This is a genomic window from Micromonospora yangpuensis (genome assembly GCF_900091615.1).
In the GTDB taxonomy this organism is placed as follows: Bacteria; Actinomycetota; Actinomycetes; order Mycobacteriales; family Micromonosporaceae; genus Micromonospora; species Micromonospora yangpuensis.
Genome location: NZ_FMIA01000002.1, coordinates 4,732,651 through 4,757,275, shown reverse-complemented (window position 1 = coordinate 4,757,275; position 24,625 = coordinate 4,732,651). Strand labels below are relative to the sequence as shown.

Genomic DNA, 24,625 nt, shown 5'->3' with positions numbered 1-24,625 from the left:
GGTTGAACTGGCGGGCGCGGGAGTCGTCGTTAGCTCAGACGGTCGTGCAGGTGCGACCCCAGGAGCGAAGGGCAGGACATGCCGAACATCGATCGGGCGGGCAGGTTGTTCGAGGAGTTCGAGCAGGAGGAGCTCTCCTACGCGTGGGAGGCACTGCAAGGCTTCAACAGGCGTTTCGGTGAGCTCCGCTACACAGCGGCCGAGAATCACCGGACAAGTGCCTACAACGCCGGCAGGTACGTGGAAATGGCCGCCGACAGTCAACGAGCGGCCAAGGCGCGCCTGGAGGAGATCGACCTGGTCGAGGACCGAGGAGCAGCCGTAGCGGTGTTGGCCCGGACGTCGGTCTTCCACGTGGAGGCCATCAAGTTCCTCCGGGAGTGTGAGAAGGAGTGGCTGGCCGCGGACAGACCACAGGCCGCCGCAGTGGTGCGGGACGTGGCGAAGTCACAGCTGAAACATCTGACCGAAGTCCTGCACGCGGCTGCGGTCGCGCTTCGTCCGGAGAGCGTCACCGAGACGCCGCTTCCGATGTACAGGTTGAAGGTGAGGCAGCGGTCCATCAACGAGCGGGCGGATCAGCTGGCCGCCAGCCATACGGTGAAGTCGAGTGCGGCAGCGGCGCTGCGATCCGGGACGTCACCGGTGGAAAACGCCCCCACCAGCAGGACCGCACCTGTCGCCAGTGGTGGGGTGCCGGCCCGGTCGAGGCAGAGCCGGTCGAGTCGGTGATGGTCGGCAGCGGGGGCGCGGACCCGGTAGCGGCGTAGCCGTCCGCCCCGCCCACCGGTAAGGAAGGGCCCCCTCTTAACGCTTTCTGTATAGGAAGGGCCCCTTCCAAACAAGCACGGGACGCAGCCGGGCCCGGGTCGGCAAGCCAGCCACCCGGGCCCGTGCCTGACCGGGTAGAGATCGACAGATGCCGTTCGGCGCAGAATGCGCTCCGTTGAGCGCACCGTCACCCTCCGATGTAACGTGACGGCGGTCACCCGGTCGTAGCCTCCGGCGGTCCGATTCGCCACCCACCGGAGGAGTGTCAGATGTCCGAAGCGCCGGAGCCGGAACCCCGAACCCGGTCGGCCCGCCGATCCCGGGCCAGGGACCACAGCCGGTGGAACTGGCTGCTCTTCGTCCCGATCCTGGTTCCGCTGCTGCCGGTGCTGTTCAACGCCGACCAGCCGCGCCTGTTCGGGTTCCCCCGTTTCTACTGGCTGCAACTGGCCTTCATCCTGCTCGGGGTCGGCACCACCTCGCTGGTCTACCGGATGACCCGTAAGCCGGGTGACAACTGATGTGGCGGGAACACCTCACCGAGATCATCGTCTTCACGGCGCTGTTCGGGCTGGTCAGCGGGATGGGGTTCGTGGCCGCCCGGTGGCGCGCGCCGAAGGACATGGCGCACCTCGACGAGTGGGGGCTGGGCGGGCGCAGCTTCGGCGGCTGGATCACCTGGTTCCTGGTGGGCGGGGACCTCTACACCGCGTACACCTTCGTGGCGGTGCCGGCGCTGATGTTCGGCGCGGGGGCGGCCGGGTTCTTCGCCGTGCCGTACACCATCGTGGTGTATCCGCTGGTCTTCCTGGTGCTCTGTCGGCTCTGGTCGGTCTCGCACCGGCACGGCTTCGTCACCCCCGCCGACTTCGTCCGTAAGCGGTTCGACTCGCCGGTACTGGCGCTGCTGATCGCGATCACCGGCATCGTCGCCACCATGCCGTACATCGCGTTGCAGCTCGTCGGCATCGAGGCGGTGCTCAAGACGATGGGCGTGACCGGGGAGAGCACCCTCGCCCGGCACCTGCCGATCATCGTCGCGTTCGCCATCCTGGCCGCGTACACGTACCAGTCGGGGTTGCGCGCCCCGGCGTTGATCGCCTTCGTCAAGGACACCCTGATCTACGTCGTGATCCTGGTGGCGGTGATCTGGTTGCCGTACCAGCTCGGCGGGTGGGGTGCGATCTTCGACGCGGCCGACGCGAAGTTCGCCGCGACTCCGAACCCCAACGACGGCATCCTGCTCACCGCCGACAACCAGCTGCAGTACGTCACCCTGGCGTTCGGCTCCGCGCTCGCCCTCTTCCTCTACCCGCACAGCATCACCGGCGTACTGGCCAGCCGCAGCCGGGACGTGGTCAAGCGGAACATGTCCGCGCTGCCGGCGTACTCGCTGCTGTTGGGGTTGATCGCGCTGTTGGGGTTCATGGCCATCGCGGCCGGGGTGACGCCGCTGCCCGGGGCCACCGAGGGCAGCGTGGACAACAACACCGTGGTACCGGTCCTCTTCGACCAGCAGTTCCCGGACTGGTTCGCCGGGGTGGCCTACGCCGCCATCGGCATCGGCGCGCTGGTCCCGGCGGCGATCATGTCGATCGCGGCGGCGAACCTGTTCACCCGCAACATCTACAAGGAGTACCTGCGCCCCGCCGCCACCGCCGCCCAGGAGGCGAACGTCTCGAAGATCACCTCGCTGGTGGTGAAGGTCGGCGCAGTGGCCTGCATCGTCTTCCTCGACCCGCAGTTCTCCATCGACCTGCAGCTCATCGGCGGCGTGATCATCCTGCAGACCCTGCCGGCGGTGGCCCTGGGCCTCTACACCCGCTGGTTCCACAAGGGCGCGCTGATCGCCGGCTGGGCCGCCGGCATGGGCCTGGGCATGTGGATGCTCTACCAGATCCCCAACGCGGCGACCGGCCGCCGGCACTTCGGCGGGTCGGCCTTCCCGCTTGCCGACTTCGGCCTCGACACCCGGCGGACCATCTACGTGGGCATCGTCGCCGTCGGGGTCAACCTGGCCGTGGCCGCCCTGCTCACCCTGGCCCTACGCGCAGCCGGCCGCACCGACACCGGCGACCACACCCTCCCCGACGACTACTTCACCGAGTCGGAGGTAAGGAAGGGCCCCCTGTTAACGGATTCTGTAGAGGAAGGGTCCCTTCCAAACACCCCAGCACCGCGCACAGCACCGCCGACGGCGGACACGCCGGCACCGCCGGCGGCGCGCACCGCGGCCGGGGAGGATCAGCGCAACGCGCGGAACAACAGGTAGCCGCCGATCGCCGTACCGAAGATCACGATCACGACCCGGAGCACCGCCGACGGCAGCCGTCGCGCCAACCGCGCCCCCGCGTACCCACCGACCAGCGTGGCCGGGGCGACCAGCGCGACGGCTGCCCAGTTCACCGGCCCGAACAGCGCGAAGACCGTGATCGTGGTCAGCCCCATCACCGCCGAGAGCAGGTTCTTCAGCGCGCTCACCCGGGCCATCGTGGCGTCCAGCACCAGGGCCAGCCCGGCCACCAGCATCACCCCGAGCGCCGCGCCGAAGTACCCGCCGTACACCGCGCCGACCGCGACCATCAGGTGCAGCGTCACCGTCCGGCGACGCGGCCCCAGGTCGCGGGGGTGCCCGACCAGCCGCCGCAACGGCCCCTGGAAGGCCAGCACCGCCGTCGCCGCCAGCACCAGAAAGGGTACGACCAGCTCGAACGCCCGAGCCGGCGTACCCAACAGCAGCAGGCACCCGCCCAGCGTGCCGACGACCGCGGTGGGCAGCAGCGGCAGCCAGTCCCGCCGGGGCGGCAGATCTGTCCGGCTGCCCGCCACCGCCGCCAGGTATCCGGGGCAGACCGCCACCGAGTTGCTGACGTTCGCCGCCACCGGCGGCAGCCCGACCGCGAGCAACGCCGGGAACGTCAGCAGCGAGCCGCCGCCGGCCACCGCGTTGACGGTCCCCGCCGCCAACCCGGCCACGACCAGCAGCAGGCCGTCGAGCAGCAGTCCGGCGTCGGGCACATCCATGGTCCGGAAGGCTAGTACGCCGGACCCGGTCAGCCCTTCAGGGAGCGGGTCCGGTCCCGGTCGGCGGACCAGTGGAAGCAGCGGATGCCCCGGTCACCCCGTTCCCACGCCTGTGGCGAGGGCAGTCGGAACGTCGTACCGGATGCCCGGGTGAGCTTCGCGTTCGGCGTACCCCTGGTGTATTTGACGACGACCGCGCCACAGCGGTCGTGGACGGCGTCCGGGTCGCGGTCGGCCTGCTCGTACGGTCCGTCCGGCGCGGTCCAGACCCCGACGTACTCGAAGCGGTGCGGCTTGCTGCACGACACCGGCGCCAGCCACTCGTCCTCGCCGCCGGTGAAGCAGCCGTGCGCCAGCGGCGACGACCTGGTCAGGATCCCGCGCAGCGACCCGTCCCGCTCCACCGGCCGGTCGTCCGGGTTCTTCCGGGCGGTGTTGCCGTCCACCGCGGGCAGGGCGAAGACGTCGCAGCGGTACCAACGGCTGCCGGCCTCCCACTCCTTCGGCTCCGGCACCACCACCTGCACGGTCAGCAACCCGTCCCGCCAGTCGCCCCCCACGAACGTCCGCACCTTGGCGTCGCAGGCGTCGAACGCCTCCCGCATCGGATCCGAGCCGACCGCCGGGGTGGTCCGGCGCTCGGCATCCTCGCCGGTGAACGCCCCGACGTGCACGGTCTCGGTCTTGTGCACCTTCGCGCAGTCCACCACCGTGTAGAGCGCCCGGTAGCCGATCGTCTCCACCTCCGGGTGGCAGACCCCCGCCTCCGGCACGAACGGCGCGGCGTCACCCGGGGTGGGGCTCCCGGCCGCCGCGCCGGCCCGGACCGCGTCGTCGGCGGCACCGTCCGCCGCACCACAACCAGTCAGGAGTACGCCCACCAGCAGCCCGAGTGCCGTACCACCGATTCGACGTCGCATCGTTCCTCATCCTGTTCGGACAGCCGGCACAGCATAGGCCGCGCGGGCGGTGCGCCTCAGGCGGCGTCCCGCAGCGAGTCGAAGGCGGTGGTCAGCAGGTCGCGGAGGGGGACCGTACCCTTCTGTCGGGTCCACATCTCGCCAGCGGCGTCCAGGCAGGCGACCGCGCCGGCCACGACGGCGGCGGCCCGCAGGGCGGTCAGGTCGTCGTCGGGGTCGCCGCCGAGCCGGCGGGTGACCTCGGGCAGCAGGTCGGTCTGCCAGCGCAGGTGCTTCTCGACGCTGCGGGCGCGCAGCGACGGCGTGCCGTACATCATCTCGGAGACCTTGAGCAGCCGTTCCTGGTCGACGCCGGAGTCCTCGTTGAGGGTCACCATCGTGTTCAGCAGCGCGGTCCAGAGGGGTTCGTCGTCGGGCCGCGCGGCCAGCACGGCTCGGGCGTGGGCGCCTTCACCTGCCAACCGGCCCAGGACGATGTCCTCCTTGGTGCCGAAGTAGCGCAGCACCGAGCGCCGGGAGACGCCCGAGGCGGCGGCGATGTCGTCGAAGGTGGTCGCCTCGAATCCCCTGGTCAGGAAGAGTTCCATCGCGACCTCGGTGATCTCCGCGATCGCCGTACGCCGGGTGCGGCTCCACAGGCCCTCACTGCTCATGCTCTCGCCTCCTCCGGACGAGTCTAGCCACCATGACCCCAAGTGTCCCATTGACACTCAGTGCCAGAAAGTCGTACGGTGTCATTCGACAGTGACCGACCGCCCGGCTCGGGGAAGGCCCGCCATGAACGCCATCGACTACCGCAACCAGACCGTCCTCGTCACCGGCGCCAGCGCCGGCATCGGCGCCGAGTTCGCCCGCCAACTCGCCGCCCGGGGTGCCAACGTCGTGCTCGTCGCCCGCCGCCAGGACCGGCTCACCGCCCTCGCCACCGAACTCGCCACCCGACACCGGGTCGAGGCCACCGCCCTCGCCCTGGACCTCACCACGCCCGACATCGGTGGCCTGCTCGACCGGGAGCTGCACAGTCGGGGCATCGAGATCACCAGCATCGTGAACAACGCCGGCTTCGGCACCCACGGCCTCTTCCACACCGAGGCCCCGGACCGCCTCGCCGCCGAGATCGCCCTCAACGTCACCAGCGTCGTGGAGATCAGCCGCACCTTCATCGAACGCCTCCGCCGCCGCGGGGACGGCTTCCTGGTGAACGTGGCCAGCGTGGCGGCCTACCAACCCGACCCCACCATGGCCGTGTACGGCGCCACCAAGGCGTTCGTCCTCAGCTTCACCGAGGCCCTCTGGTACGAGTCGCGCAACACCGGACTGCGCGTGCTGACCCTGCTGCCCGGGGCCACCGAGACCGAGTTCTTCGACGTCGCCGGCTCCGGTGCCGACGGCGGCACCCGACGGATGCCCCCCGCCAAGGTGGTCCGCACCGCCCTGACCGCCCTCGACCGCCGCAACCCGCCGCCAAGCGTGGTGGCCGGCTGGGCCAACCGGATCGCCACCGACGTCTTCGGCCGACTGCTCAGCCGCCGCCAGGCCACCGTGCTCGTCGGCACCATGATGCGCAACTCCGTACCGGCCACCTGAGCGCGGCGGGCCTCAGCGCCCGCCGGGGCGGGGCCGCAATAAGCTGGCCCGGCCGGTCGTTAGGATGAGGACGCGACGGACGAGTCGACCGGGCGGTCGCGTCGACGGGCTCCGGCCCGTCGCCGAGGAACGTCCGGACTCCACAGGGCAGGGTGGTTGTTAACGGCAACCCGGGGCGACCCGCGGGACAGTGCCACAGAAAACAGACCGCCGACCCCGTACGGGGACGGTAAGGGTGAAACGGTGGGGTAAGAGCCCACCAGCACCCCGGGTGACCGGGGTGGCTCGGTAAACCCCACCCGGAGCAAGGCCAAGCAAGGGCCGTCATCGCAAGCTGACGACCCGGCGCAGACGCTTGAGGGCTGCCCGCCCGATGTCTGCGGGTAGGCCGCTGGAGCCTGCCGGCAACGGTAGGCCGAGATGGATGGCCGCCGCCGATGCGGACCCCGCAAGGGGTACGCGTCGCGCACAGAATCCGGCGTACAGGTCGACTCGTCCGTCGCCCACCAGCTCAGAGCCGTGATCAAGGCTCTGAGCTGGTTCTATGTTCGGGCGTCGATGGTCGTTCATGGTCAACATTGGCCGGCTTTTGACGCCCTGACGACGCCCTCACGCCCTGGAGACGCCCTGAGCGCCGGCTCAGTTGCCTAGCCTCGGGTCGGCCGTGCTGCTCCCGTCGTGGGGTCTCTGCGGGGCCAGCGCGGGTTCCGTGTGCGGGCGCGCCGGTGGCTGCGGGGGAGGGCCGGGCACGTCCTGGCCGTGGAGCTGCGTGCCGCGATGGGATGAGCCAGTGGCAAGCCAGTCCCGGGGTTGGACTGGTGCGGCAGCCGGAAGCCCCGACCACGCGACCAGTCCGACCGGCCGGCTTCCGTCACGGCCTCGCCGGGTCTGGTCCCTCTGGTTGATGGGGCGGTGTCCCGGTGGCTGTCGGCGGCTTACCGCCGGCCGGGCTTGCCGCCCCGCACCGCGCGGAGCGCGGTGCCTTGATCTACAAAAGAACTATTCGGCAACTCTCACCTGGCTGACCTTGCCGGCTGAATCCTCTTCGCGAGGTGAGTGCGCTTGACGCGCTCACCTCACGTCAACGGCCCGTCGCAAATCCGACTGAATTCTAATCTCTTCCTCTGTCAAATCCGGAAGATGCCGCACTGTGTTGTCAAGGCCGCTATCTGGATATTCCGGCTCCGCTTGGTTCGATAACCTGGTCTGTTCCTTGTCTTTAGGGGGAAGAGTGGATCTGGTTCTGTTCAAGCTTCGCGATGATCTTGACGAGGGTGAGTGGGGTTTGAGGGCTGTAATCGATGAAGATTATAAAGAGGTTGCGGTCAGGGAGATCGAAGGCTTGGAAATCGGATTACACGTAAAATCTTCTAAGGTGAATGTGCCGAAATGGCAGGAAGACCTGATGTTGATAGCGCTTAATCAAAAGGCTAAAGAGATAATAGGGCTTAAGAATCAAAGCACGGGCGCGGTGGTCAAAGTTAAGCGTCATGGGCATAAATTCCTGCTTGTCTATGGGACTGGTCGCCACGCGGTTGATTCAAGCAAAATTGAAGCTGGGTTTGGCCTGAGGGTGGCGGCGAACGTAATTGATGCTGAGGCGCTAAAAGGCGTTGATACGCGCGCGATTGCCGGGTCGGGGCGTAGTCAAGTGGTTTCGATGCCGTCGGCCGGCTCTCTGCACCGTCTTGGCATTGAACCCACGGTTGACCTTGTGCGGTACCTGGAAGGCAAGCCGCCGGAAGAGATTGGTACCGGAATTGCAGGTGGCGACTCCCTGCGACTCACAATGAAATCGTTCAGCTATACGTCGTTGCCCCAGAAGCTCGATGAGGTAGTTGCAGCATATGAGTCTCGGGAGTACAAGGAGAAGTTCCCTTTCCTTGACTACTTCACTCGCGTCCCTCGGACAAGAGGTGAACTCCACTCGAAGCTTAAAGCGAAGGTGGATGAACTCCTTCTTTCTGGCGGCGAGGGAGTAGATTTCATGAACCCTGACTCGGATCGTTTGGCTAGCCCTGACCGTTTTCTTCTCAAATGGGGAAGGAAATCTCTTCAGGTCCAAGGTGAGTTAAGCAGGAGCGTCATCTTGGAGGTTATGTCGCGGTGGGAGATTCCTGACCCGATGAGGTCTCTCCAAGTGCACGCCTATTTTGATGGAATTGAGAAGCCAGTCAAGACCTCGCTCATGCCTTACGTGGTGACTGAGATTGAGTTGGGGGAGGAGGTGTACGCGCCTTGCTCTGGCGCTTGGTACCGTATTGACAAAGACCACCTTAGTAATCTGCAAGAACGCGTCCGGAGCATACCTGATTTGACTGGCGATCTTTCTCTTCGTTCTTGGGTTTCGGGGGCGGAGGATGAGGGTGAATATAACCTTGAGGCGTTGGCGGGCAACGATCATGTCGTGCTAGATAAGTCACTGTTCTACGCCAAAGGTGGCAAGAACCTAAAAGTGGAAATCTGTGATTTGCTGACGAAGCGTAAAGAAATGATTTGTGTAAAAAAGATGGACCGATCGTCGCCTACTCTTTCGCATCTCTTTGCCCAGGGGTCGGTGTCGGCGCGGCTCTTCAGGGACAATAGGCAATACCGGGGTGTCGTCCTCCAGCACCTTGGCCGATTGGTGGGAGTTCCTCGCGTCGGAGACTTTGAGAGCTGGAAGGTCGTCTTTGCAATAGCTACGGACAGGCCGGGAAGGATCGCTGATTCGCTGTTCTTTTTCAGTAAGGTAAATCTCGACCTTGCGGTCCGTGCTATCCATGGGGCTGGACTGGGTGTTGCGTTAGCCAAAATCGACCTCATCAAGCCCGGCAGCATTCCCTCTCCTCGTACTGCTATAGGGGGAGGCAGGGGGGCAAGTGGCCCTCGCGGCGATCGCAACGAGAACCTGCGGCTGTTCTGAGGCCGCAGATTATTCGATAATGTCGATTTTGCTCATCCTCCAAGCTGATAGTAATTTCGGTGTGCTCAACGCTGGGTGCGAACGCCATTACGCCTGCAATCTGCGCCGCAAAAGTCATGGCGTCGTCGAGCGTTGAAGCGTTGAAGGGAAGGTGTATCACATAGCGCTCGGTGCTTTCTTCGTACTCTCTCGGAGGCTGTGGCTTTCGGCCTTCGTGAGGTGCCACGTTCCTCGCTGCACGGTTATGGGGAAAGTTGGGCATCTCGCTCTCCTTCGTGATCGGTCGGGGTGTGGAGGCTTTGAAGGACAGCCCGCACCCTGACCGGTGCCGCTCGCTCGCCTTATCTCGCGGTGGTCGTATCTGCTGTAAGATGCCGCGTCGGTAACAGCTTCTACTTTGCTAGGAGAGCTGCCAGCAATGGATTGGGATTTAATTGTTCGAGGCTACGATCAAACGTTGCGGAGAAGCGGCTTTGTAAGGGTCTGCGACCAAGGAACAGACTCCGGCCCGCTTGAGCTTTATAACCGCACCCTGAATGCGGCTAAGGGTGAGTTGGAAATGCAGCGCGTTCTTGGTTCTCACCCGCATCTTGTCGCTCCAGATGACCTAGGTCTAGGATGTTGTTGGGTCAAGCCCCACCCCTGGTTTGCGCGTGAATTCGAGCTTGACTTTATGGTGGCTCGCCTGAACAGCGGAGGGCTTTCCTGGTACATAATTGAGTTGCAACGTCCTGATACTCATCTGTTCAATATCGGCAACCCGGATCGCGGCACTGGTAGGCGTAGGGGTGAGCCGTCCGGGCAACTGAGGGAGGGTATCGACCAGATTGAAAGGTGGCGAGGTTGGCTGAGGAGGACAGGTCGGGATTCCCTTTCATCCTCCTATCCAAATTTGGATACTACGGCGGTCGGTGTGGTAGTTATTGGGCGTGCACATAAGCGCACGTTGGATGACAATGAGCGCATATCGGAACTGGTTCTTTCTCGCCCGAATCTAATGATTCGATCCTACGACTGGCTCGCGAGAGCGGAGAGGGTGCGCCTGGGCAGGGGTGAGGCGGTCCAGGGTCCGGGCTGGTCGCGATGTGGCTTCGATCATGATAATGGTCGTTTCATTCTGTAATCTGCGGTCCCTTTTTCCAAATGGAATTGTTTGTAATGCTCTGTCAGTTTAGAAAGTGCTACAGCTCGTCGACAGCGAAGGCGGCCACCAGTTCGGCCATGCTGTCGATGACGGCATCTGCGGCGGCGAACCGTTCGCGCTTGCCGGGCTTGTTGGCGTACCCGATGGCGGCGACCCCGGCGGCGTGGGCGGCCTCAATGTCGCTGACCGAATCCCCGACCAGGACGCATTCCGCTGGATCGGCACGGAGTTCCCGCACAGCGTCCAGCACCGGGGACGGGTCCGGCTTCATCCGCTCGGGGGCGGCTTCGGGTCGGCCGATGACCGGGTGCACGTATCCGATCAGTCGACGGGCGTGTAGGTAGGCGTGAACCGAGTCGGCCGAGTTGTTCGACACCACGGCGACCCTGCGGCCGGTCTGGTGAGCGGCGACGACGACTTCCCGGCCGTACGTGGTGGGTTCGGCGGTGCGGGCCGCGGTGACTTCCTGGTGGGTCAGGGCCTTGTCGACCAGGCGGACGACGGTGGGGCGCCCTACGGTGGCGGTGAAGCGGAGCACGGCGAGCGGGTCGCGTTCGGCCAGGATCTCGGGCGGCAGGGTCACCGCCTGGTCGACGAGCAGCCGGCGCAACTCGTGGGCGACGGTCGACGCCGGGTGTTGGGAGAAGATGCTGCACACGGGGCCGTCGAAGTCGAGCAGGATCACGCGGGCGCGGTTGATCACCTTCGCCAGGTCGGCGGCGGTCACGAGGCGTACTCACGGGCGATGGTGCCCCACAGGCTGTCGAACCAGGCGCGGTGGCCTACGCCTTCGGCCGGCGGTACGCCCGGGTCTACACGGAACGTCCCGACGACGCTCCGACCCGTACCGGTCGGGGTGCCTGGGTGCTGCGGTTGGTCGACCGGGTGCGGTACCGGGATCGGCCGACGGTGGTCTACCTGGCGTTGGTACGTACCGATGCCCTGCGCACGCTGGTGCCGCCGTTCCCGGTGCCGGCGGTGCCGGACTTCACCGCGCTGCCGCTGGCCCGGCGGGAAGACCTGCGTACCTGGTCGCTGCACCTGCTCGCTACTCACGTCCTGGTGGGCGGGGCGACCCGGTCGGGGAAGGGCTCGGTGCTGTGGTCGCTCGTTCGGGTCCTTGGCGACGGGATCGCCTCCGGATTGATGCGGCTCTGGGTGATCGACCCGAAGGGCGGGATGGAGTTCGCGCTCGGTCGGCCGATGTTCGCCCGGTTCGCCTGCAAGTCCTTCGAGGCCATGGCGGATCTGCTCGACGAGGCCGTGACCGTCCTGCGGGAGCGCCAGACCCGATTGGCCGGCACGGTTCGGGTGCACACGCCGACCGAGGTTGACCCCCTGGTCGTGGTCGTCATCGACGAGATGGCCGCACTGACGGCGTACCTGCAAGACGTCGACCTCCGTAAGCGCATCGCGGGCTCGCTGGGGTTGTTGCTGTCGCAGGGTGCCGGGGTCGGGGTGCTGGTGGTGGCGGCGTTGCAGGACCCACGTAAGGAGGTGTTGCCGTTCCGGGACCTGTTCCCGACCCGGATCGCGCTGGGGCTGACCGAGGCGTCCCAGGTCGACATGGTCCTTGGTGACGGTGCCCGCAACCGGGGCGCTCTCGCGGATCAGATGCCCCGATGGGCGAAGGGTGTCGGGTACGTGATCCTCGACGGCACCCCCGACCCTATGCGGGTCCGGTTCTCCTACGTCAGCGATGACGACATCCGCGACATGGCGCGGCGGTGCCCGGCCCCGGCTGACGCGGCGGACATCCTCGCCCAGGTCGGCCGGGAAACCGCCGCCGAACCGGTCCGCCTTCCGCTGCCGCGTAAGCCGTCCGGGCCGTTGCTGCCTGATGCGCTGCGCAACCTGCTCGACCAACCGCCTCCGCCGCCCGCTGTACGTCCGACTCGTCGGCCCGGCCGACCAGAGCGCCGCCGCCCTGCACGGCCTGGCCTACCTCATCAACCGTCGCCCCGACATGGAGGGCCGGCGCATCCGCATCGACCTGACCATCCGCGAGAAGCCGAAGGGGGCGCAGTGATGACCGAGCGTACCGAGTCGGCTGTACGCCTGGTGATCCTGCTCGCCATCGGCACCATGGCCGGCGCCGCGGCCTTCACCCACGTCCACGACCTGTCCGTAGCCCACGGCCAACCCCACTGGATCGGCTGGGCCAACGCCGTAGCCGTCGAACTCATGACCATCTACCTCGGCCTCGAACTACGCGCCCGTCGACGCGCCGGCCGTCCGGTCGGCCTGGTCGCCTCGCTCCTGGTCGCGTTCGCGTTGCTCTCCCTCGCCGCGCAGGTCGCCGAAGCCGAACCGTCCGTGTGGGGCTGGATCGTCGCCGCCGTACCCTCCCTGGCCTTCCTCGCCCTGGTGAAGGTCGTCCTCTCCAACGCCCCTGCCACCCCACCGCCGGCACCGATTCCCGCCCCGGCTTCGGCTCGGCCCTCGGTGGACCTGCGTGAGGCACCGGAGCAGGTCACCACCGAACCGGAACCGGACCACCGCCCGACCTCGCCTGCCGTCCTGGCACCGGTCCCGGCCACCGTCCCGGCCCCGGCTGCGGTGCTGCCCCCGCGCGGTGTGATTCAGCCCAACCGGCCCCACGTCGTCGGGATCATCCGATGAGGCTGGGTGGGCGGGGCGCCGTAGCTCTACGGGCCTTGCGCAACGTCGAACTTCTCAGTCATGAAGCGCCAGAACAGCGGTACTGCCTCCTCCGAGGGGCCAGTGACCGTGTCGTCGTGCCCGGAGGTACTGCGGTACTCGATCAGAACTTGGCCCGGTTCGACCCGTCCGGACGAGGGCGACCGAACGATCACCACTTCGATCGGCGGTTGATCGGGTGCCGGTCGAGGAGTCACGACCAGGTCGTGCATGGAGGTGAGGGCGGCGAGGCGGACGGGACCGTCGCAGGAAAGAACGCTCTCCACCACCGCCGCCATGTGCTGGAAGGTGGGGTGTCGCTGCGCGAGATGCCGGAACCAGTCATCGATGTCGTGCCACGGGACCTCATCGAACCTGTACCGCCAGGCACGCGACTCCACGGACGAAGCATCCCACCACTGTTGGCCCGAACGGATCTCGGGGAGGCGCATGGCCTCGACCCTGACCGCTGCGACCCTGCCCGGCCTCGAACCCGCCCCGACCCCGGCTGACCCTCCCCGGCCGGGGTCACGGGCGGCCCGCATGGCACTCCCACGCTCCGTCGACGTCCTCAAAGAGATCGCCGCTGAGTACGGCGTCTGCGTTCGCCCGCTCGCCATGCGCCGCACCGATCTCGCCACCGGCCTGACCGAGGTCATCGACCTGCCCTGCGGCGCGACCCGGGAAGACAAGTGCCCGCCGTGCGCCAAGAAGAACCGCCGGCTGCGCCAAGCCCAGATCCGGGAAGGCTGGCACCGCGACGACGAACCCCTACCCGCCCCCGACCCCGCCACGGACGCACAGAAGTCGTTGATCCTCTTCCGCGCGCACCTGGAGTTCGCCCGCGACGAAGCCGACCGCGCCGCCCAGTGGGACCAGCTCGCCGACCTCGACGACGCCATCCGCGAGGTAGAGGAAGCCATCGCCGCCGAGGGCCTACGCGGCCGAGTCGGACCACCTCACGCCACCGCCGACGACGACCAGGGCGACGACGACCCCGGCCCCCGCCGCAAGCGGTCCACCAAACGCCGGCAGGACGCACCCGAGCTGCCCCGGCGCAAGGTCGAACGGCGCACCGTCGGCAAGACCTACACCGCCGCCGACGGCTCCACCTTCCGACCCTCGATGTGGCTGACCCTCACCCTCGACTCCTACGGCCCGGTCCGCCCCGACGGCACCCCGGTCAACCCCGACCGGTACGACTACCGCCGCGCCGCCTGGGACGCCGTGCACTTCCCCCGGCTCCTAGACCGGTTCTGGCAGAACCTGCGCCGCTGCGAGGGCTGGAACGTCCAGTACGCCGGCTGCGTCGAACCCCAACGCCGGCTCGCCCCACACGCCCACTTCGCCATCCGGGGCACCATCCCCCGGGACACCCTCCGCACTGTCGCGGCGGCCACCTACCATCAGGTGTGGTGGCCCGCCGTTGACGTCCAGCGGTACACCGCCGATCGCCCGCCGGTCTGGGACGAGGGAATCTCGGCGTGGGTCGACCCCGACACCCGACAGCCGCTGACCACGTGGACCGAAGCCCTCGACGCCATCGACGACGACCCCGACCCCGAACCCGTCCACGTGGTCCGCTTCGGCACCCAGGTCGACGCACGCGGCGTCATGCCCGGCACCACCGACGCCGAACGCACCATCCGGTACGTCACGAAATACATCACCAAACACACCGGCGACGTCCACAAGGCGGCCACCGACCGGCAACGCAAGCACCTCGACCGGCTGTGGCACCAACTCCGGGTCACCCCCTGCACCGACCGCTGCGCCAACTGGCTGCTCTACGGCGTCCAACCCCGCAAGGCCAACGCCAAACTCAAGCCCGGCCGGTGCAAGGGCAAAGTCCACCAGCGCGACACCCTCGGCATCGGCGGCCGGCGCGTCCTCATCTCCCGCGACTGGTCCGGCAAGACCCTCTCCGACCACAAACACGACGTACGCGCCTGGGTCCGCGCCCTGCTCGGCGTCACCACCGACAGCACCACCGCCGGAACCCTCGCCGACGACCAGGGCGCCACCACCGAACCCGTCCGCCACGCCTGGGAACTCGCCCGACCCGACGACCCCGACGTGGGACCTCTCGCCCACCGGCTCATGCGCTCGATCAGCGAACGCGCCCGCTGGCGAACCGAACTCCTCGCCCAAGGACCGGGCCGCCCAAGAGACGCCCGACGACGCGACGACAACGGGGACGGACGGCAGGACGGGGGAGGGGCTATGACGACGCACCAAGGGCTCTGGACGATCGGCGACGTGGCGGACTACCTCCGGGTGCCGCAGGAAACGCTCTACCGCTGGCGCAAGGTCAAGTACGGTCCGCCGGCGGCTCGCATCGGTCGGCACTTGCGGTACGAGCCGGAAGCGGTCCGGGCCTGGTTCCGGGAGCAGGCGGCGGCCTGATGGGACACGTGGAAGACCGCTGGTACAAGACCCAACACCATCCGGGCGGGCGACGGGAGCGGGTCAAGACGGATCTGTTCGGCAAGGGGCTGCGCTACCGGGTGCGGTACATCGGGCCGGACGGCAAGGAGCGCAAGAAGTCCTTCCCGGACCGGGCCAAGCGGGACGCTGAGGCGTTCCTCGTCTCGACCGAGACGGACAAGCTCCGGGGCTCCTACGTCGACCCGCTCGCCGGCCGGATGACCTTCATGGAGTACGCCGAAACCTGGCTCCGCACCCGCTCCTTCGACGAGTCGACCCGGGAGACCACGGAGTTTCGGGTACGCAAGCACCTGCTCCCGTTCTTCGGCTCTCGGCAACTGGCCTCGATCAAGCCGGGCCACATCCGGGAGTGGGACGCTGCGATGGTCGGCAGACTGGCCCCGTCGACTCGGTCCGTCGTCTTCGCGCACCTGCGGACCATTCTCGGCGCGGCCGTCGACGACGAACGGATCGTGAAGAACCCGTGTTCGGCAAAGTCGGTCAAGCCACCGCGACCTGTTCAGCGCCGGGTGGTGCCGTGGCGGTACGACCAGGTTTCGGCAATCCGCGGTGGCCTCGCCCAGCGATACCGACCCATGGTCGACCTCGGCACCGGGTGCGGGCTGCGGCAGGGGGAGATCCTTGGGCTCGGCGTTGACGACATCGACTTCGACGCCGGTTGGGTGCACGTCTCGCGTCAGGTCAAGCTCGTCCGCTCCCGGCTGGTCTTCGGGTTGCCCAAGAATGACCGGGACCGCCGGGTGCCGCTGCCCGACTCCGTCGCCCTGGTGCTGCGGCAGCACGTCGACGACTTCGCCCCGACGTCACTCACCCTGCTATGGGAGAACCCGGCCAGCGATGAACGGGTCACGGTGCCGCTGCTGTTCACCACCACCCGGCGCGGCGCGATCAACCGGCGCACCTTCGACGGCAAGAGCTGGCGACCGGCTGTCGTGGCGGCCGGCATCGTGCCGACCAGGGCGACCGGGATGCACGCGCTCCGCCACTTCTACGCCTCGTCGCTGCTCGACGCGGGGGAGAGCATCAAGGCCCTGGCGTCGTACCTCGGCCACGCCGACCCCGGCTTCACCCTCCGCGTCTACACCCACCTGATGCCGGCCAGCGAGGAACGGACTCGCCGGTTCATCGATGCCACCTTCCAGCAGGGGGTCGTAGAAAGGTCTTGACTCGATGAGCTGCGCTTTCGTCTTTGAGACCCGTTCAGAGCCGCCGAGTTTGTCAGTGACCCTCAGTAGCATCCCGCCCTGGAGAGCCCCTGTGGCTGGAGAGGATGAGTTGTGGGTCGTTCGCGTAGTGGTACGCCGAGCCTGTACCGGATCGTTGAGTACTGGATGACCGAGGACCGCTGGAGGAGCGTCTTCCCGGGCATCCCGGGTAAGGAGGGGAATTGGGCTGACCCCTTCTGTTTCAGGTGTGCATGGCCAGCGCCACGCGTCTCGCTGGGATCAAGCTTAAGTAGTCGCTGGAACTCGGCAAGTGGTTGGCTGGAGAAGGCGCACCTGCGCGCGCATGAGCGTGGAGGGTCGGTTCTTCCGGAGAACCTAGTTCCTCTTTGTCCTGTTTGCCACAGGATGATGCGGCACATTAAAGAGTCACAAGAGGCCGTTTCGTTTGTTAGGGATGGTCCTATGGTCGACCGGCAGTGGAAGTTCTGGTCGGGATGGGTATTCAACCGCGACCCTGACGATGAAGAGCTCGTGCTGTCCAAGTCGGTCTTGGTGCGTGAAGCCCATGCACGCTTCATAGAGATCGAGCGGCTTACTCGGGCGTTGGATCTTGATAATCCTGAGTCACTCGACCGTGCCAAGAGGACGATCACCAGTTTGTACGGTGCTCTTGGAGTGTCGCTCGCTCGCAAGATCGACCCCGAGTGGTCCAAGTGGTGTGTGGATCCCAGCCCAACGTGACCCTCAAAGCCCTGACGCCCTGGCGACGCCCTGAGTGGGCACTTGGTGAACAGAATGCCTGCTCAGGGCGTGAGTCAACTTCATAATCCGGCGTACAGGTCGACTCGTCCGTCGCCCACCAGCTGCACCCGATCCAGTCGAGAGCGGTGGTCAGTAGCTCCCGGAAGAGGTCCCACCCGGCCAGATCTGGCCGGCGGCGCGGTTTCACCTTGAGCTTGATCGGTGCCTGGCGAGTTGCGGGACAGTCACCTCTTGGGCGGGCAGGCCGGCGATTGGGCGGGCAGGCCGCGCGCAGCAACCTGACTGTAGGTGGGGGTGGCCTGTGCCGTGCCCTGGTGGCTGGAGTGCCGCAACCGCGCCGTTTCCGCCCACTCGCTTTCCTGGTCGGTTATGTTGATCTTGGCGATGGCCAGGCCCGCACACCTGTTCAGGCGGGTCGTGAATAGGGCGACGGTGGCCTGATGCCTGTCGATTTCCTCGCTGGTGTAGTGCTTCCTCGCGAGCTCCAGCTTCCCTTCTGCCTCGCAGGTGGACCCAAGATGCTTCTGTACGTCACTGTCCTTGAATACTCGGACCTGTTCGCTGTCGGAAAGCTGAAACCACTTCATGTGGTGCTTCGTGGACAGTCTTTCTTCGAGGTCATCAGGGGTGAATTCCGGCTGCTGCGGCTTTTCTGCTCCTGCTCTCACGAGGGAGATGTCTTCGCTTGTTGATCTGCGCGCCTCCATCTGGTCGCTGCCCAGGTTGCCGGTGCCCTGTCCCGGGTCCTGGTGGCTGGGATGCCGCAACTGCGCCACTTCCGCCAACTGGCTGTTGTTCCTGATCTGGTCGATGGTCCGACCTACCTGCAGGTTGAGCTCCACCTCGGAAAAGTCCCGTTTGGTCTCGGCCCCCTCGGCATCCCTCCCGGCAGACCTGCCCCGCGCCTCGTCGGCAGTTTTCGCTGTGGTCATGGCGGACTTCAGGCGAGTTTGGACCTCGGCATCGGAAATCACCGTGAGCTGCTCGTTGACGGAGAGCTTCTGCCATCTGGCGTACTGGTTGTCGTTCAGAATAGGTAGGATGTCAGCAATTCCTGGTGACTCTTCCTGCGGCATGCGTGCTCCCTGGTCGGCGTCGATGGTGCGGCGAACATTGCGCGGGATTCGCCCGTTCAGGGGCTCGACGAGCGGCGGCCCTGTCAGGTTCGAACGAACTCTGTGAGATGAGGCACAACCTGACCGGTGGGAGTTGGACGTTTTCGCCGTACGGCACGGGTGCGGTCGTCGGCGGGCTCGGCTCCGCCGACGTGCCGGCGCGCCGGCGGGGTGTTGATCAACCGCAGCGGCTCGAGGGCGGACGAAGCTTTGTGATCATCCTCTACCGGGTCGGTGGGACTGCGATTGCCAGGCCCACATGCCGGTTCAACGCTCGTTGGTCTGCGTCTGCCAAGCTTGTGCCGGGCTTCATGCAGGCCAAACGGCTATTGATCGCGGCGGTGTCTTTCAGGACTCCTTACTGTGCCGGCGGGGTTATCGCTTTGGTTGGCTGGAGGGGAGTGCGGGCGGGCCCGGGTGGGCGGGCTGGGCTGCGCTGCTGTTGGTCGATTCCTGATAGCCTGGGTGCCGCGCCTGGGTGATCTCCGCCTGCCTCGCCCGCAGTTCTAATGTGGCTATCGCCAGGGACACGTGCCTGTCGAGTTTCCTACCAGCTCTGTCATAGGCGTCTTCAGTCGAGGAAATGTTCTGCTCGTCGGCGTTCCTTCAGTTCGCGAGGGCGGCCTCCGTCAGCGCCAGATGGCGTTTGACATCGTCATCATTCAGTACCGACAAGCGGTCCGCTGGTTCGAGTGCGGCGTAGTTTTCCGCCTGCTTCTCGCCCAGGCGTTTAGCAAGGTTCTCGGGGGTGAATGTAGACATATTTTCTTCCAGTCAGGTCGACGGCGGCGTACCCGGGTGGTGTCACCTGCTTGACGGGCGACGGGCCGTTCAGGTTCGACCAGCTTCTGTGAAGTGGGCCATCGGCCTCAGGCCTCGACCCAACCGTGGGCGCGGGCCCGCTCGGTCAACGCCTGCCGGATGGTCGAGATCTGCCCGGCGGTCAACGTCGGGGCCCGCTCGATGAGCAACTCGGTCACCTCGGTCATGAACTCCCGCGAGGAGAGCACGTCGCAGAGGCCGTCGTCGTCGCCTGGGGCGGCCCGCGCGGGTGCCCACTCACCGGCGGGACGTTCCACCCGGGTCGTCGGTCCGTCGAGGATGCTGACGGTGGCCACCTTGAGGCCACGGTCACCCTCCTCGACCTCGTACTCCACCCTCGTGCCCGGGTGGACCTCGTGCCGCCGTTCGCCGAAGTCGTTGGCGTGGACGAACACGTCCTCGCCCCCGGCCGACGGGGCGATGAACCCGTAGCCGCGTACCTCGTCGAAGCGGATGACCTTACCTACCAACGCCACAGCAACCACCTGTTTCCCGACAACCCGCCACCACCACGAACAACACGCGCCGGCCGGTACCGTCCCGGCGCTGGGCGACATCCCGCCGCCATCGGACCACGGTACGACGTGACCGCGCGGCCGGCCCCCATCTCACGCGGTGGCGGTCACCTCGGCGCCGGTGATGAGAAACTCGCCGCGTCCGACGACGACCGCCGCCCCGGCCACCTCCACGGCGTCGATCCGGTCCCCGTGGCCCCAGTCGGTCGCCAGCATCGTCGAGGGCCGCCCCATCTCGACGCCCTGCCGGATCTCGATGGGCGTGCCGTGGTCGATGCGGCCGTGCCGGGCCAGGTGTACGGCGAGTGGACCGGCTGCCGAGCCGGCGCCACGCCCGACACCGCCACCCTGCTGGCGGACCTGTCGCACACCGAGCGGGCCTGACGCTGCCCGGCGGCAGAGCGGTTCGCATCCTGCTCCCGTGAACTACGACCTCGTCACTCGGAGACTCGCCGGGCGCGCAGGATGATCCGCCAGTCGTTGCTGCGCATGGTGGTGCTGCTGCCGGCCGGGTACTCGAAGTCGCACGGGCCGAGCAGGCTGAACCCGAGCCGGCGGCAGAGCGCGTTCGACGCGGTGTTGTCGATCGAGGGGAAGGCGTGCAGGCTGTCCGGCGCGTCCGGCGGGCCGGCGGCGGCGCGTACCACGGCGATCAGCGCGGTGCCGGCTGCGGCAGCGACACCCCTACCCTGGTACGCCGGCAGCACGTTCCAGCCGGTCTCGTAGATCTGCTCGCCACGCCATTCCCGCTGGTGGTACGCGATGCTGCCGACCAGCTCCGGGCCGAGCCGGATGGCGAACATGGTGCCCCGACCGGACCCGGGCATCGCCAGGTACCGGCGGTGTCGGGCGAGTAGTTGCTCCTCGGACTCGGCTCCGCCGACGTACCGGCGCATCTGCGGGGTGTTGATCTGCCGCAGCAGATCGAGCGCGGACTCCGACCAGGGCTCAAGGTGGACATCCATGGTGCCCAGTCTGCCCCGGCCGGTGGCGCTCAGTCTGCCCCTGCCGGTGGCGCTCAGTGCTGCTCGTCGCCGTCGGCCGGTCCCGGTTGCCGGTGGTCACGGATCCACTGCTCGATGTCCTCGGTACGCCACACCTTGCCGCCCCGCAGCACCGCGTACGGCTCGGGGAAGCTCGGGTAGCGGGTGAGCTGCTGAAAGCGCTGACGCGAGACACCCAGTCGCTGCGCGATCTCGTACGGACCCATCAGGGGTTCACGCACTCGTTCAGTCCTGTTGGGGGCGAGCGTCGTCGAGGTCTTCGATGACGAAGACGCCCTGGCCCTGTTGGCCGTAGACGAGGTTGCGTTCGTGCAGCTCCTTGACCGCGCGGTACGCGGTGGAGCGGGCGACGTGGTAGATCTCGCCGATCTCGGAGACCGAGGGCAGTTGGTGCCCGCTCGGGTACTCACCCGATCGGATCTTGCCCTCGATGTCGTCGGCGACGCGTCGGTAGTGCGGCGGCCTGGTTGCCATGGGTCAGCTCTCCTGGACTTCAGCAACGATCATGCTTCCAGGTGGCGACCGCGTCGGACAAGCCAGCGGGCCGGGCAGGTGACGACAGTGAAGACTTGACTACAGCGAGACTGTGAATACAGTCGCTATCCGACTACAGTGAGACAGTGAGACGGCATCCTGGACTTCAGCAACCCGGGCATGGCCGTTCGTTCGTGCTGCTGCCATGACGGCAGCGCACCCATCTCTGGAGGTCAGCCATGTCTCGGCGCGTCGCACACCGCTGGCGGTGTCTGATCCGGTCCACCATCGAGCGCCCACCGCACCCCTGCCCGGGGCCGTCCAACGGTCGACGGGCGGTGAACGGTCGACGGGCGGTGAACGGTCGGCGGCCGGTGAGCGGGGTACCCCTCTCTACCAAATGCGTTAACAGGGGGCCCTTCCTTTCCGTGGGGCGGGGGTGGGGCGGTGAGTAGTGGGTGGGCGCCGTTGCATGGGCCGGAGCGGCCGGGGTGGACCTGTGTGGCCTGCGGTGATCCGTGGCCGTGCCCGGTGCGCAAGCGGCAGCTCAAGGAGTTGTGCCGGTGTGACGTGCGGGTGCTGCGCAACTACCTGGCCCCGTACCTCGCCGACGCCCGTACCGAGCTGGTCGGGCTGACCGCCGAGGAGATCGTCGACCGCTTCCTCGGCTGGTGCTCCCGCCCGCTCAACGTGCCGGTGGGGGAGGGTGAGGGTGGACGGTCTGCCGGCACCGGGTGACGTGGTGCTGGTGACCAGGGCGGCGTCGGTGCAGTTCGGTCAGCCGCTGATGTTCCGGGTGATCCGGGTGGTCAGCGAGTGGGTCACCTACCACGGCTGGACGTGGCTGCACGGGTACTCCCTCGACGAGCGGGGCGACGCACTCGCCAAGCGGGACATCTTCGTGCGCCCGGCCGGCCTGACCCTGATGCGCCCGGCCGGTCCGCCGCCGGCTCCCCGCCGCCCCAACCAACGACCGGCGACCCAGGTACGCCGACCGTCCACCCCCGCCTCGCCACCCGAAACCCGCCGGTACGCCACCGGGTCGACGCTCCGCCGCCCAGGTTGAAAGATCTTGGAAGAAAGGTGCCCCTGGGGGCCGAATTCTTCCAAGATCTTTCCGTTGGGCTCCAGTGGAGCCGAGGCGCACCCCATTGATCGACTCGGTTGGGCTGAAATGGCTGGGTCGACCGGCCCGGGATACCGCCATATCGGCCCAACCGAGTCGATCATGCGAAAAAACCCGCACCCGAAGCCGGCTCCGCCGGTCGGGAAGGTCAGCTGGATTCGGGGCGGGGGTTGCGGGACCGGGTGAGGATGCGGGCCAGGAGTACCACCAGGACGGTCACGCCCAGCAGGATCAGCGCGCTCCACCAGCCGCCGAGCAGGTTGGCCACGCCGATCATCCCGGTGGCCAGCGCCGCCGCGAGCATCTCCCGGCCGCTGAACCGGTCCGGGGTCGTCGACGTACGCCGTTGGCGTCGTTCCTCCTGGATGAGCCCGACGGCCTGGACCGTGCCGAACAGGCCGAGCACGACGCAGCCCCAGCCCGCGACGAAGGTCAACATCTCGGACACCTGCACCACCTCCACGGCACGGCAGCCCGTCGACTCCTAGGGTGCCCGGTACGGCCCGCCGGCAACCATTGTGCGTCATTCCGCGGCACCCTGCCCTGCCCGAGTCAGTCGGTGGTGAGGATCTGGACCGGGGTGGTGGTGCCCTCGTTGTGCGTCTCGACCCACTCTTCCAAGGCGGTACGACAGGCGCGGTCGGCGTGCCGCAGGCCGCGTAGGTCCAATCGGACGGTGCGGTCGGTGGGCAGCTCGTTGAGTGCGGTGAGGATGGTGGGCAGCCGCAGGAACGTGGCGTTGCCGGTGATGCGTACCTCGATCGGACCGGTGCCGGCGTCGTCGACGGTGACCCGGACGTGTGAGGTCTCCCAGGCCGCCTTGACGATGGCCAGGCCCAGGCCGACCAGGACCCCGGTGAACATGTCGGTGGTGCCGATGGCCAGTGCGGTCACCACCAGGATCACCACCTCACCCCGCTCGGTGCGCCACAGTGCCGGTACCGCCCGCAGGGGCAGCAGTTTCACCCCGGCGTGGATCAGCACCGCGGCCAGCGCCGGCAGCGGGATCAGCCCGATCAGCCCGGGTACGGCCGCCACGAAGAGCAGCAGCCAGAGCCCGTGCAGCACCCGGGACGCCTTGGTCTGCGCCCCGGCCTGCACGTTTGCCGAGCTGCGGACGATCACGGCGGTCAACGGCAGTGCGCCGAGCAGGCCGCAGACGGTGTTGCCGGTGCCCTGCGCGACGAGTTCCTTGTCGAAGTCGGTGGGTGGACCCTTGTGCAGCCGGTCCACCGCCGCCGCGCTGAACAGGCTCTCCGCCGAGGCGACCAGGGTGAACGTGACGATGGTGGCGAGCACCCCCAACTCGGTGAGCTGCCGCCAGTGCCCGAACGAGGGTTCCATCGCGGCGATCAGGCCGGCCACCTTGATCTTGTCCACCGGCAGGTCGAGCAGGGCGGTCAGGGCCGCCGCCACGACCACGGCGACCAGCGCGCCGGGGACCATCCGCAGCTGGCGTACCCGGGCGCGCAGGGCGTCCCACTGCACCATGATCACCAGCGTGGCCAGGCCGACCGAGAGGGCGAGCTGGGCCGTGGTGCTGGTGACCAGGTCGGCGGCCAGGCCGGGCAGGCCGGTGAACTTGCCGGGCCCGGAGTGCGGGGTGGCGCTGCCGGCCAGGACGTAGAGCTGCCCGGCGATCAGCAGCAGGCCGATGCCGGCGAGCATGCCCTGCACCACCGCGACCGAGATGGCCCGGAACCAGCGGCCCAGCCGGAACAGCCCCAGGGCGATCTGGATCAGCCCGGAGACCAGCACGATCGTGCCAAGCCCGGCCAGTCCGTAGCTGTCCACCGCCTCGGCGACCAGCACGGTCATCCCGGCCGCCGGGCCACTGACCTGCAGGCTGCTGCCGGGCAGGAATCCGACCAGTAGGCCGCCGACCACGCCGGTGACCAGCCCCAGTTCGGCCGGTACGCCGGAAGCGACGGCGATGCCGACGCAGAGTGGCAGCGCGACGAGGAAGACCACCAGCGAGGCGGGCAGGTCGGCGCGGAGCGTACGCAGGTTCGCGACGGAAGCGGTCACGGTGCACCTCCGGTAGAAGAGACTTTTCGGGTACGGACGAAGGCGTCGTGCGGCGACGCGGATGTGCCGGCCGGCGACGGTCGGGTGGTGACTCGGGTGGGATGTCGCGACGTGTCGGCGGTGGTACCGCCGAGACGGCCCGAGGCTGGCCCGGTCAGGACCGGACCGGCCGGT

Annotated in this window: 26 protein-coding genes and 1 other RNA gene; 13 read left to right on the top strand and 14 right to left on the bottom strand. The window is 67.4% G+C overall.

Annotated features, from left to right (window positions below):
• Positions 1 to 78 precede the first annotated feature (78 nt).
• The 3 genes from GA0070617_RS21410 to mctP all read left to right on the top strand — a co-directional run bounded on the left by GA0070617_RS21410 (position 79) and on the right by mctP (position 3,043).
• Positions 79 to 732 carry a hypothetical protein gene (locus tag GA0070617_RS21410; RefSeq protein WP_091441601.1) on the top strand — a complete coding sequence of 218 codons (654 nt, stop codon included), beginning with the start codon at positions 79 to 81 and terminating at the stop codon, positions 730 to 732.
• Positions 733 to 1,040: 308 nt separating this feature from the next.
• Entirely contained in the window at positions 1,041 to 1,292 is a 252-nt protein-coding gene (locus GA0070617_RS21405) for a DUF3311 domain-containing protein (protein ID WP_091441598.1), read from the top strand.
• Positions 1,292 to 3,043 (top strand): monocarboxylate uptake permease MctP, encoded by a 1,752-nt coding sequence (mctP, locus tag GA0070617_RS21400; RefSeq protein ID WP_373868316.1) that lies wholly within the window; start codon positions 1,292 to 1,294, stop codon positions 3,041 to 3,043. The genes GA0070617_RS21405 and mctP overlap by 1 nt, the downstream gene beginning before the upstream one ends.
• Here mctP and GA0070617_RS21395 read toward each other — a convergent pair.
• Genes GA0070617_RS21395 through GA0070617_RS21385 form a run of 3 tightly spaced genes read right to left on the bottom strand, consistent with a single transcriptional unit; the run spans position 3,016 to position 5,368 of the window.
• Positions 3,016 to 3,795 (bottom strand): sulfite exporter TauE/SafE family protein, encoded by a 780-nt coding sequence (locus tag GA0070617_RS21395; RefSeq protein ID WP_091441596.1) that lies wholly within the window; start codon positions 3,793 to 3,795, stop codon positions 3,016 to 3,018. The genes mctP and GA0070617_RS21395 overlap by 28 nt on opposite strands.
• A gap of 29 nt (positions 3,796 to 3,824) precedes the next feature.
• On the bottom strand, positions 3,825 to 4,715 hold the full coding sequence (locus GA0070617_RS21390; protein ID WP_091441594.1) for a septum formation family protein: 891 nt from the start codon (positions 4,713 to 4,715) through the stop codon (positions 3,825 to 3,827).
• 56 nt (positions 4,716 to 4,771) lie between these two features.
• The gene (locus GA0070617_RS21385) at positions 4,772 to 5,368 is read right to left on the bottom strand and encodes a TetR family transcriptional regulator (protein WP_091441592.1); all 597 of its coding nucleotides are present in this window, start codon (positions 5,366 to 5,368) and stop codon (positions 4,772 to 4,774) included.
• Between the two features lie 124 nt (positions 5,369 to 5,492).
• Here GA0070617_RS21385 and GA0070617_RS21380 point away from each other — a divergent pair, with 124 nt between their 5' ends.
• From GA0070617_RS21380 to GA0070617_RS32445, 4 genes are all read left to right on the top strand, one after another.
• Positions 5,493 to 6,302 carry an SDR family NAD(P)-dependent oxidoreductase gene (locus GA0070617_RS21380; RefSeq protein ID WP_091441589.1) on the top strand — a complete coding sequence of 270 codons (810 nt, stop codon included), beginning with the start codon at positions 5,493 to 5,495 and terminating at the stop codon, positions 6,300 to 6,302.
• Positions 6,303 to 6,382: 80 nt separating this feature from the next.
• Positions 6,383 to 6,801: RNase P RNA component class A (rnpB, locus tag GA0070617_RS21375), an RNA gene on the top strand.
• A 732-nt stretch (positions 6,802 to 7,533) separates the two neighbouring features.
• Entirely contained in the window at positions 7,534 to 9,207 is a 1,674-nt protein-coding gene (locus GA0070617_RS21370; protein WP_175440614.1) for a DUF6119 family protein, read from the top strand.
• Positions 9,208 to 9,625: 418 nt separating this feature from the next.
• Positions 9,626 to 10,330, top strand: coding sequence for a Shedu anti-phage system protein SduA domain-containing protein (locus GA0070617_RS32445; protein WP_373868315.1), 705 nt, complete (start codon positions 9,626 to 9,628; stop codon positions 10,328 to 10,330).
• A 58-nt stretch (positions 10,331 to 10,388) separates the two neighbouring features.
• On the opposite strand, the gene GA0070617_RS21365 is transcribed toward GA0070617_RS32445, so the two are convergent.
• On the bottom strand, positions 10,389 to 11,078 hold the full coding sequence (locus GA0070617_RS21365; RefSeq protein WP_091441586.1) for an HAD family hydrolase: 690 nt from the start codon (positions 11,076 to 11,078) through the stop codon (positions 10,389 to 10,391).
• Positions 11,079 to 11,128: 50 nt separating this feature from the next.
• Here GA0070617_RS21365 and GA0070617_RS31680 point away from each other — a divergent pair, with 50 nt between their 5' ends.
• The gene (locus GA0070617_RS31680; protein WP_229688221.1) at positions 11,129 to 12,973 is read left to right on the top strand and encodes a DUF2637 domain-containing protein; all 1,845 of its coding nucleotides are present in this window, start codon (positions 11,129 to 11,131) and stop codon (positions 12,971 to 12,973) included.
• A gap of 26 nt (positions 12,974 to 12,999) precedes the next feature.
• Here the strand turns inward: GA0070617_RS31680 and GA0070617_RS21345 are convergent, their stop codons facing one another.
• Positions 13,000 to 13,443, bottom strand: coding sequence for a hypothetical protein (locus GA0070617_RS21345; protein ID WP_091441584.1), 444 nt, complete (start codon positions 13,441 to 13,443; stop codon positions 13,000 to 13,002).
• A gap of 10 nt (positions 13,444 to 13,453) precedes the next feature.
• On the opposite strand from GA0070617_RS21345, the gene GA0070617_RS32215 reads away from it, so the two are divergent.
• The 3 genes from GA0070617_RS32215 to GA0070617_RS30040 all read left to right on the top strand — a co-directional run bounded on the left by GA0070617_RS32215 (position 13,454) and on the right by GA0070617_RS30040 (position 17,346).
• Entirely contained in the window at positions 13,454 to 15,397 is a 1,944-nt protein-coding gene (locus GA0070617_RS32215; protein WP_373868325.1) for a replication initiator, read from the top strand.
• Positions 15,397 to 16,605 (top strand): tyrosine-type recombinase/integrase, encoded by a 1,209-nt coding sequence (locus GA0070617_RS21330; protein WP_091441579.1) that lies wholly within the window; start codon positions 15,397 to 15,399, stop codon positions 16,603 to 16,605. Before GA0070617_RS32215 ends, GA0070617_RS21330 begins: the two co-directional genes overlap by 1 nt.
• Before the next feature lie 462 nt (positions 16,606 to 17,067).
• On the top strand, positions 17,068 to 17,346 hold the full coding sequence (locus GA0070617_RS30040; RefSeq protein WP_139135732.1) for a hypothetical protein: 279 nt from the start codon (positions 17,068 to 17,070) through the stop codon (positions 17,344 to 17,346).
• 245 nt (positions 17,347 to 17,591) lie between these two features.
• Here GA0070617_RS30040 and GA0070617_RS21325 read toward each other — a convergent pair whose 3' ends face one another.
• From GA0070617_RS21325 to GA0070617_RS21300, 7 genes are all read right to left on the bottom strand, one after another.
• A complete protein-coding gene (locus GA0070617_RS21325) occupies positions 17,592 to 18,443 on the bottom strand; it encodes a hypothetical protein (protein WP_091441576.1) in 852 nt (283 codons plus the stop codon).
• Positions 18,444 to 19,088: 645 nt separating this feature from the next.
• Entirely contained in the window at positions 19,089 to 19,244 is a 156-nt protein-coding gene (locus GA0070617_RS30730) for a hypothetical protein (protein WP_175440613.1), read from the bottom strand.
• A 107-nt stretch (positions 19,245 to 19,351) separates the two neighbouring features.
• Entirely contained in the window at positions 19,352 to 19,780 is a 429-nt protein-coding gene (locus tag GA0070617_RS21320) for a cold shock domain-containing protein (RefSeq protein WP_229688220.1), read from the bottom strand.
• Positions 19,781 to 19,912: 132 nt separating this feature from the next.
• Positions 19,913 to 20,188: a PhzF family phenazine biosynthesis protein gene (locus tag GA0070617_RS21315; RefSeq protein ID WP_091441571.1), complete on the bottom strand. Its 276-nt coding sequence runs from the start codon at positions 20,186 to 20,188 to the stop codon at positions 19,913 to 19,915.
• Positions 20,189 to 20,256: 68 nt separating this feature from the next.
• On the bottom strand, positions 20,257 to 20,784 hold the full coding sequence (locus GA0070617_RS21310) for a GNAT family N-acetyltransferase (RefSeq protein ID WP_091441567.1): 528 nt from the start codon (positions 20,782 to 20,784) through the stop codon (positions 20,257 to 20,259).
• 53 nt (positions 20,785 to 20,837) lie between these two features.
• Positions 20,838 to 21,044: a helix-turn-helix transcriptional regulator gene (locus tag GA0070617_RS21305; RefSeq protein WP_229688219.1), complete on the bottom strand. Its 207-nt coding sequence runs from the start codon at positions 21,042 to 21,044 to the stop codon at positions 20,838 to 20,840.
• 4 nt (positions 21,045 to 21,048) lie between these two features.
• Positions 21,049 to 21,297: a GntR family transcriptional regulator gene (locus tag GA0070617_RS21300; RefSeq protein ID WP_091441562.1), complete on the bottom strand. Its 249-nt coding sequence runs from the start codon at positions 21,295 to 21,297 to the stop codon at positions 21,049 to 21,051.
• A gap of 531 nt (positions 21,298 to 21,828) precedes the next feature.
• Between GA0070617_RS21300 and GA0070617_RS21295 the strand changes: the two genes are divergently transcribed.
• The gene (locus GA0070617_RS21295) at positions 21,829 to 22,035 is read left to right on the top strand and encodes a hypothetical protein (protein WP_175440612.1); all 207 of its coding nucleotides are present in this window, start codon (positions 21,829 to 21,831) and stop codon (positions 22,033 to 22,035) included.
• A complete protein-coding gene (locus tag GA0070617_RS21290) occupies positions 22,010 to 22,363 on the top strand; it encodes a hypothetical protein (RefSeq protein ID WP_229688218.1) in 354 nt (117 codons plus the stop codon). The genes GA0070617_RS21295 and GA0070617_RS21290 overlap by 26 nt, the downstream gene beginning before the upstream one ends.
• 208 nt (positions 22,364 to 22,571) lie before the next feature.
• Here the strand turns inward: GA0070617_RS21290 and GA0070617_RS21285 are convergent, their stop codons facing one another.
• Both GA0070617_RS21285 and GA0070617_RS21280 read right to left on the bottom strand, forming a co-directional pair.
• Positions 22,572 to 22,871: a hypothetical protein gene (locus GA0070617_RS21285; protein WP_139135730.1), complete on the bottom strand. Its 300-nt coding sequence runs from the start codon at positions 22,869 to 22,871 to the stop codon at positions 22,572 to 22,574.
• A gap of 104 nt (positions 22,872 to 22,975) precedes the next feature.
• Positions 22,976 to 24,451 carry a SulP family inorganic anion transporter gene (locus GA0070617_RS21280; protein WP_091441555.1) on the bottom strand — a complete coding sequence of 492 codons (1,476 nt, stop codon included), beginning with the start codon at positions 24,449 to 24,451 and terminating at the stop codon, positions 22,976 to 22,978.
• Positions 24,452 to 24,625: the final 174 nt, after the last annotated feature.